The 8,332-nt window shown below is 39.1% G+C and carries 5 protein-coding genes; 3 read left to right on the top strand and 2 right to left on the bottom strand.

Features of this window, described 5'->3' with window-relative positions; genetic code table 11:
* Window positions 1-280 precede the first annotated feature (280 nt).
* The gene (locus IQ228_RS15735; RefSeq protein ID WP_193963480.1) at window positions 281-4,081 is read right to left on the bottom strand and encodes a hypothetical protein; all 3,801 of its coding nucleotides are present in this window, start codon (window positions 4,079-4,081) and stop codon (window positions 281-283) included.
* 945 nt (window positions 4,082-5,026) lie between these two features.
* On the opposite strand from IQ228_RS15735, the gene IQ228_RS15730 reads away from it, so the two are divergent.
* From IQ228_RS15730 to cobT, 3 genes are all read left to right on the top strand, one after another.
* Window positions 5,027-5,725, top strand: coding sequence for a Crp/Fnr family transcriptional regulator (locus IQ228_RS15730; protein ID WP_193963478.1), 699 nt, complete (start codon window positions 5,027-5,029; stop codon window positions 5,723-5,725).
* Between the two features lie 14 nt (window positions 5,726-5,739).
* Complete coding sequence (locus tag IQ228_RS15725; RefSeq protein WP_027404394.1) at window positions 5,740-6,450, top strand: DUF2232 domain-containing protein; 711 nt, start codon at window positions 5,740-5,742, stop codon at window positions 6,448-6,450.
* Between the two features lie 197 nt (window positions 6,451-6,647).
* Window positions 6,648-7,751, top strand: coding sequence for a nicotinate mononucleotide-dependent phosphoribosyltransferase CobT (cobT, locus tag IQ228_RS15720; protein WP_027404393.1), 1,104 nt, complete (start codon window positions 6,648-6,650; stop codon window positions 7,749-7,751).
* On the opposite strand, the gene IQ228_RS15715 is transcribed toward cobT, so the two are convergent.
* Entirely contained in the window at window positions 7,745-8,092 is a 348-nt protein-coding gene (locus tag IQ228_RS15715) for a hypothetical protein (protein ID WP_193963476.1), read from the bottom strand. The genes cobT and IQ228_RS15715 overlap by 7 nt on opposite strands.
* Window positions 8,093-8,332: the final 240 nt, after the last annotated feature.

Genomic DNA, 8,332 nt, shown 5'->3' with positions numbered 1-8,332 from the left:
AGGTAGGGGAGGTGGGGGAGGGAAGAACAGAAGTTTTTTCCGATCATTACCCGTCAAAATAAATTTGACGAACTACTAGTTTTTAACATCAATTAAAAATGCGGTATAGATAAATACTCAATTTTGATAGATCTGTTAAGAGACTTCCAATTAAAAAAATCTCCCAAAATTTCTTGTGGTGCAGTCCGAAAAGCCTGCTAATAATACAAGGACGGGCAAGATGCCCATCCCAAAAGATTGGATTATCTTTTTTGTGAAATTCTCTAATTAAATTTGGTGATTAAAGTAGGTAACTATATGGTTCTTCGAGTGATTGTACGGTACTGGATTTGATGGCATCTAAATAACGCAGTAATAACTGGACTTGTTGAAGATTGGGACGATAGGAAAGATTGCCTTGTTTTTCAAATAGTGGTGGAGAATTTATGCCTGTTTTCAGGGCATCAATCGCTTTATAATCGAGGTTTTCCTGGGAGTGACGGGTAAGCCAAAGGTGATCTGAAGTCCCAGGAATTAACCCCGGTGGTAGTTCACCTTCTAAGAAAGCTAATAATCGCTGTTGACAGATGCGGGTATTAATACCACGACTTTCAAATAAGTGTAAGACTTCACCAAAGGATAAAGAACGATTGGGTAGTAGTTTTAGCAGTTCGGAAAACAGGAAATAATCTGTGTATTGTTGTTTGGGTATGTCTAAAACTTGGGGATGCAAAGGTAACATAGTTAAACCCAATGCCACGCGACTACAATTGGGAGTGCCATTTTCACCCAGGTATAAGTCTTGAATAATTTTGGCATTAGGCAGTTTTTGCCGTAACCAACGGTTAATTGTGCCAACGGAAGCTACACCACCACTGAGGACGGCTTGATTAATGGCTTCGGTGGGAATACCACGAGCTACTAATAATTTGTTAAGTTCTCGATTGAGACGACGGACAAAGGGAACAAAGACTTGACTTTCCAGGTCTCGGCGCTGTAATACCCAACATTGGTCGGCAAATTCTAGGGTAAAGGTTTCTTGGTGCTGTAAAATCAATTTCAACGCTAAGGCTGCATCTAATAAAGCTTGTCCCAGGAGGGAACTTTCTAGGCGTTGTTGGAGACGAATTCGCGCTTCTGTGTCTGGTTCACCAACTTTGGGTAATGATAAGGCTTCTAAACCCAAGTTAGAAAATTGCATTTGGTCTAAACCCGGAATCGAGGGTTGCCAATGCCAAGGGTTTGTGTTGGTTGGTTCATGATGAGATTGTCCGGGTTGACGGGGTTGGCGGGATTTTGGTGGTAGTAGTAATTGACAAATGATATCCTGTTCAATGCCTTTGCCAGAGTAGGCGAAATTGTGCAGCATGAAGTCTTTATGTGTCAATTTTTCCAGATTGGCTGGGATATCTACCAAGGTCATTTCTACTTGGGTTGCACCAATATTAATGGCTAAAGTGTTACCTAATAAGGGATAATCACTGGTTTTTAAAGGGCGTAAACCTTGATTTTCGCTAATTTGGATAGATTGACCATTAGCACTGTCTAATTCTGGCAGCAAACTGGCGATCGCTTCCTCGACAAACAAGATTTGTTGGGGATGAGAAACAAGTTCACCGGTGACAATCGCTTCCCGCACATTAAAACGATATTGTTCATTCCAACTGGAAGGACAAGTACAGATAACACCCGCAATATTCTTAATTACTCCTGAAAAAGTCGCTGTATTCATGCCCACAGCATTAGCAGTTAAAGCCGGTGTGGTACTGGTTTGAATAGACTTGAGAGTTGATAATAACTTAGAAAGCGATCGCACTACCCAAATTAACGGACCTGCGGAAAACTCGTTCAATTGCAACATCGGCTCCCATTTTTGCCGTTCTTGCTGATAGGGAACTGCTATTTGCAAATAAGGCTTTAACTGTGCTGAATAAAGATGAGGGGAAAAATCTGATTCTCCACTTTTCCCCTGATGAGAACCTGAATTAGTAGGTAAATAAACTTCTGCGGGTAACCGGAATGATTGCTGAAAACTAGAACCATCAACTTGACTTTCGGCTGACCAATAAATTGGATAAACTATCAATTGAGAGCGATTTAATAAAGCCGCAGAAATTCCCGTCGTCCCAATATCAATTCCTAAATACCAACTGGCATCCAAAGTATCATTAGAAATCAGATTATTCTCTTCTTCATGGTGAATTGATGTTTGATTATTGGTAGTTGGAGATTGCTCCTCAGTGAGTGGAGATTGCTTAACATCTTCTGGTTCAGCATCTACATCTGTCTGAGTTGTTAAACTTAAATCTACTTCCTGACCCGAAACTATATTTACACTATCAACTTGACTGGTAGAATCTAACTTAGTTATAGATTCTCCAGCATAATTTAATGGTTGATCAAAATTAGCTAAATCTTGATCTAATTGTTGCAACTGCTTGGCATCTAAAACAATTTCTGGTATTTCCGAAACATCATTATCTAATACAGACAGCAAATTTTCCCTAGCAGAATCAGCAATAAAGTTATTCAATGCTAATTGCTGATTTTCTGTGTCTGTATTATCTAATTGATTGATAACTTCTGACGGTAATATTTCATTACTAGTATCCACTAATAAATCAGTTAAAACTGTGATTGTATCAACAGGATCGGGTTCTTTTTGAAGTTGTCCTACTACTTCTTTTTCTTCTGGCAAAAATGGGACTTTAACTTCTGTAGGAGCAGGAGAAATTATTGTTTGTGGCTCGTGATTCTCATCATCGTCTTTTGGTTCTGCTAAGATAGCAGTGTCAGCCATACTAGAAAATGTTGAACTGTTAATTTCCAGTGCTGATAAATTATTACTGACCTCTTCAGCCGCAATGGGTAAACTTTCATTTTCCCTAAATTTCAGATCAGGAGAAAAGGAGAAATTTAACGATGAGGAAACTTCAGTATTAAAGAAACTTGCATAAAGTTCATCTACTTCATCAGTATTTGTTAACTGTAAATCTTTAGCAGATTGTGATTGATTCTGTAACAATTCTGTAGCCATATTAATTGGCAATATTTCCGCCTCAGAATTTTCTATAGATATATCTTCTGAGGTTTTTGATTCTTCAATAACCGAAGATTCAGCTAATGATGGTGATGTCGCCACAAGATTTTCTATAGATATATCTTCTGAAGTTTTTGATTCCTCAACAACCGAAGATTCAGCTAATGATGATGATGCCGATACTATTTGAGGATTTACAGGAGAAATAGAAGACTCATTAATCAAAACTTGATCTTGTAAATATTGAGTCAAATTATTGAGGAAATTTGCCATTAATTGTTCACCCTGTATCCCCTGATCGTGCATTTTAGCTAATGCCTGAGATAAGGAATGATAATAGGCGTTAATATTACGTTCTAGGGCTTCAAAAACACTATTGACAGTTCCATCTAAAGACAGTAAACGTTGATCTAAATTCCGAGCTAAACTTGCTAACTGTTCTATCCGTTCTGGTGATTCTAAAATCGGTTGAATACCAGAAGTAATTGCGTCTGGGTTCTGGACATTAGCGTTAATTATTAACCCAGAATTTGATTGTAAATGTGGTACTAAACGACCCATGAGGACTTCTAAAAAATCAGAAATCATCTCCTGTTGATTAGGTAACTGCTGGCTTAATGAAGAGTTTTGTAGTCGCTTTTGCTCTAGTTGTCTAATTTCCTCAATCAAATCTGCTCTTTCTGCCAATAGCCTGGATAATTCTGCTTGTAAAGGCTGAAATAAAACCGTTATTTCTTGTTTGGTTTGCGCGGTTTCATCACTACTTGTCTCTGGTGGGTGTCCAGAAGACTCTAAAATAGATGGAAGATGCTTTTGGTTAAATTGTGTCAACAGAGATGAAAATCCTGGTGTGGGAGATGATTGAGTAGTTTCTGGTAGGACATCATTCTTTGATACTTCATCTTCCTCCAATTGCACTAAAAAGCTCCGCACTCGTTGTAAAATCTCTTTTTCCTGTTGTCCTTGGTTAGAAAGGAACTTAGAAAGACCTTTAGCACTATGAGACAGTAAGTGATCAATATCTGCAATTAGTTGGTGAATTTCATCAGTATGGTAAGTCACGTTAAATTACCTTAGTTAAAAATGTACATTGATTTGTAAGAGACTGACAATTACAAAAAAAGGAAAGAGGCAATAGGCAATAGGCAATAGGCAAGAGTAAAGAAGTTTTCAGCGATTTTACGTTTCTTTATAGAGTTTGGTTTTATTGTGTTCACCTACTTATAGCCATATTTACTGATAAAGACAGTGAAAAAAATTGTAAAAGGAATACCTTTGCCAAATTTCAAAAAGCCTTGATTCGTAGGTCATGTTGTTTACTTTAGCGTGCCGGAGAGATTAGGCACAACCCAACAAATGTGTATTTGTTGCGCTGTCGCTCAAATCAACCTACAAAAAATGGCGAAGGTATTGATACGATTAAGGTTTAGCTAGTTTCTCAGTGTAGGATGCAGTTAATGAGATTGCGTGATGTTGGTCATGCACTCTCGTTGAGGATACACGAAAATCAAATAATACTTCTATATTAGTCAATATTGTCAATCAGTATTTACCACAACAGTGACAACAATCTCAGAAAAAAGGTTATATTAGGGGTATATTTTTATTTTTTTACATAACATAGTTAGTCCAATTTAAGACAATCTCTGTTACAATACCTTGTTAATTTTTTGTAGGTCGGGTTAAGCGACAGCGCAACCCGACGCATTTGTTGGGTTATGGCTGATGCCTCCGGCACGCTACCGCGAACGCCACACTATGGCTAACGCCAGGCTCCGCGAACGTGAACGTACCTCAATCCAACCTACAAATCAAGACTTTTTTCGATTTGGACAAGGTATTGCTGTTAGAGATGATTTTACTATGATGATGTAGGTTTAGAATCAATTACGTTCCACAACCCAACCTACCGGATAATGACTTTTTAGGCTTAACCGAGCAGTATTGGGTTTAGAATAACGATCTTAGTGTTGTGATGATAGCAACTTTAATAAACAAGATGCCCTGATGGAAGAACGATATAATACAAATAATGCATCCCATACATGGATGATTACAGCACCATTTTTTCAAGGCTTGCCAGAACTAGGCGTAGAAAAGGTTCTAACTCATCTTGTTACTCGTACTCATCCAGCTAACCAAGTAATTTTACTAGAAAATGACTGGGGAGGTTCTGTATACTTTATTATAAATGGATGGGTAAAAATCCGTACATACAATTTAGAGGGGAAAGAAGTAACGCTAAATATTATTGGTAGAGGGGAATTATTTGGGGAAATGGCAGCGTTAGATGAAGTCCCCCGTTCTACTGATGTTATTACTCTAGCAGCGACGACGATTGCGAGTATACCTGCTCAGGATTTTGTGAATTTGCTGCAAACAGAACCTTTAGCCGGCGTGAGATTGGCTCAATTAATGGCGAGAAGGTTGCGACAGGTTAACAAAAGATTACGTCTTCGGGAATCAGATAGTCAGTCACGGGTGGCTGATACGTTGCTATTTTTGGCAGAGGGACAAGGAAAACAAGAGAATGCCGGCACGCAAATTCCTAATTTACCACACCGAGAGTTAAGTAGCTTAAGTGGATTGGCACGGGAAACTGTGACAAGAGTGCTGACAAAGCTAGAAAAAAAGGGTTTGATTGTGAGGGATCAAGATAGAATTCATATTCCAGATTGGTCAGCTTTGGAAAAAACTATAGTTTAATTTAGTTGTTTGGCATGAGTATCGTTGATTCCCTACCAGAAGAACCAGAGCAAGATTCATCTCCTGAATCTCTTTCCCAACCCCGATTACAGTACCAACCTCTGAAGGTTGAAAGTACCTTAAGGATGGTGGAAACGGCTTTTTTAGCCAGTACGGCGAGTTTAATTTGGTTTATTAATTTTTATTTTCCTTTGGGTCCAGTATTGCGGGTATTTTTCCCTATTCCTATTGCTTTGGTTTATTTACGTTGGGGTAAACGAGCAGCTTGGATGGCAGCGGTGACTTCTGGGTTGTTGTTGTCTGTGTTGATGGGTCCGGTTCGGAGTTTATTATTTGTCATGCCTTTTGCCTTGATGGGTGTGCTGCTAGGGGCGACTTGGTATCGCCGTGTGCCGTGGATTGTTTCTATTGCTTTAGGGACGCTGTTGGGGACGCTGGGGGTGTTTTTTCGCCTGTGGTTTTTGTCGGTGCTATCGGGGGAAGATTTGTGGGTTTATGTGATTACTCAGGTGACGGAAATTATTGAATGGATTTTTTTAAAATTGGAATTGTTAATGACTCCCAATTTACTATTAATTCAATTGGGAGCGATCGCTCTTATTCTTCTCAATAATTTTATTTACTTGTTTATAGTTCATCTTACGGCTTGGTTACTTTTAGACCGTTTAGGCAATCCCATTCCCCGTCCACCTCATTGGGTGCAAGTGTTGATGGATTATGAGTAGTCATAACTATGATTTTTTTGATTAATTTGATGAAGATGATTAATTAAGTAGGTTGGCGTTGAAAATTGTCGTTATGGCAAGGCAAAAGGCAAGAGGCAAGAGGGAAGAGGGTTTGGGCGATTTTACGTTTCTTTACACAGTTTGGTTTTATTGTGTTCACCTACTTATTCAGGAAAATCAGGAAAATCACAGTTTAGATGATTAATATTTACACCCAAGTTCCCCAGAGTGAAGCATGGCTCAATCGTTATCGCGGTAAATTACCGATATTTGCCTGTGTTTTAGGATTTACAGAAACTGGTTTGATTCCTGGGATTTCTGCCGCTGGTTTGACTCCAGATGATCGCCGATATACGGCTTGTGCTGATGCGGAATTTCTCTATTACGGCGCTGAATATCAACCTAAGTACCCTCTGCCACCTTTGACTTCGGGGGCTTCTCCTGTGCTGATTTCGCGGGCGGTGGTGGCTAATTTAAATATCCCTGTTTACTTATTTAATGCCGGATTACTAAATATTCCACCTGTGCCATTAATTGAGTTGGGTGGTGCGCCGGCGAGATGTTTAAGTGGGGGTGCGGCTATGAATGTAGATACTGTTAAACATTTACTAGCTGAAGGATTACGTTGGGGTTCTCAATTAAGTTCTCAATTAAATTCTGATGGGTATTTAATTATTAGTGAGTGCGTTGTCGGTGGCACAACAACGGCTTTGGCAATTTTAACTGGTTTGGGGATTGATGCTGCTGGCAAAGTTAATAGTAGCCATCCTGTGTGTAATCATGGGCAAAAATGGGATTTGGTGCAGACTGGATTGGCAAAAATTCCTCCGTCAGTTGATCCTTTAGAACTGGTGGCGGCGGTAGGTGATCCTATGCAGGTGGTAGTAGCAGGAATGGCGATCGCTGCCAGTCGAAGTTGTGGGGTATTATTAGGTGGAGGTACGCAAATGTTAGCAGTTTATGCTTTAATTCAAGCGATCACTCACAGATATGACCTACCTTGGCAACCCGCAGAAATTATCATTGGTACAACCCGTTGGGTAGCAGAAGATTCCACAGGCGCAACAATTGACTTAGCCCAAAGTTTCAATAAAAATAGCATCCCTCCCTTATTAGCCACACAATTGAGTTTTGCTAATTCCCGATATCCCCAACTTCAAGCTTATGAACGGGGTTTTGTGAAAGAAGGTGTTGGTGCCGGTGCAGCTTGTATTGCTGCTGCTTTAAGTCGAAATTGGCAACAAAATCAACTATTAGCAGCCATTGAAGCCCAACTTGAGCAACTTAGCACCTATCAATAAACCCTCTGTTTGAGTAACTGTTCTTCTAAGGCAGCAATCCGATGATATGCGGCAGTTAACTGAGTTGTTAGCCGTTGAATTTGAATTTCTGGTGTTATTTGTTTATCTATAGCCTGATAACTCATTTCGGGAATACTATCAAGTAAAATATCCTTATGCTTCCATTCTTTTAACTCATTTGCTGACTGCTTTTTTTCCAAATAATACTCTATGGCTGGTAATTGCCGTAAAGATGAATCTGACAAAGCTTGAGATAGGCGCATATCGAGCCTTTCAATCACTTCATGGATGGCATTAACCTGCTGGCTTAAGGTGAGAATTTGTTTTTCTAATGATTCCATTTAATACCTGCACCAAAAAAATATTTTCTCTATGTTATTCACTTTACTGACGATCTTAGTTATACTTATGAATTATTTAACTTTTGATGACTTTCGTTAAATTTTGATGATATGTATAGAAGTAAATCAATAATATTGATAAATTAAACTGATAATTAAGTAGCTATGATGAACTACGTACACTAGGAGAGATGAAAAAACTTCTTATTCTCCTCTCGAAGAGCAGGGAGGGATTAGGGG

This window comes from Dolichospermum sp. LEGE 00246, from assembly GCF_015207865.1.
Classification (GTDB): Bacteria; Cyanobacteriota; Cyanobacteriia; order Cyanobacteriales; family Nostocaceae; genus Dolichospermum; species Dolichospermum heterosporum.
The sequence above is the reverse complement of the archived record's forward strand: the minus strand, read 5'-3'. Positions and strand labels throughout refer to the sequence as shown.